The organism is Streptomyces calidiresistens (genome assembly GCF_014141525.1).
GTDB lineage: Bacteria > Actinomycetota > Actinomycetes > Streptomycetales > Streptomycetaceae > Streptomyces > Streptomyces calidiresistens.
In genome coordinates this window covers 1-382 of record NZ_VKHS01001634.1, presented here as the reverse complement: position 1 = coordinate 382, position 382 = coordinate 1, and the positions used below count along the sequence as shown (strand labels likewise).

Annotated in this window: 1 protein-coding gene; it reads left to right on the top strand. The window is 77.2% G+C overall.

What is annotated here, in order from left to right:
• A partial coding sequence (locus FOE67_RS28605; RefSeq protein WP_182667665.1) for a TadE/TadG family type IV pilus assembly protein occupies positions 1-360 on the top strand: 360 nt, incomplete at its 5' end.
• Between the last annotated feature and the right edge of the window lie 22 nt (positions 361-382).

Genomic DNA, 382 nt, shown 5'->3' with positions numbered 1-382 from the left:
CCCGCCCACCGGGACCGGGGAGCGGTCATGGTCGAGTTCGCCGGCCTCTTCCCCCTCGTGCTCCTGATGATCGCCGTCGTCTGGCAGGCCGTGCTCATCGGCCACACCTTCTCCCTCGCCGGGAACGCCGCGGACGAGGGCGCCCGGGCCGGCGCCGCCGCCCGCTCCGGGGCGGAGGCGGCGTGTGTGGAGGCCGCCCGCGCCCACCTGCCCGGGGCGTGGCAGGCCACCATCACCTGCCCCTCCTCCGGGCTGGTGCGCACCGCCGAGGTCCGGCTCCGGGTGCCGATGATGTTCCCCGGCGCGATCAACCTGCCGATCGAGGTCACCGGCCGGGCCGGGGCCGCGGAGGAGGGCTGAGCGGTGACCCCCACCCCGACCG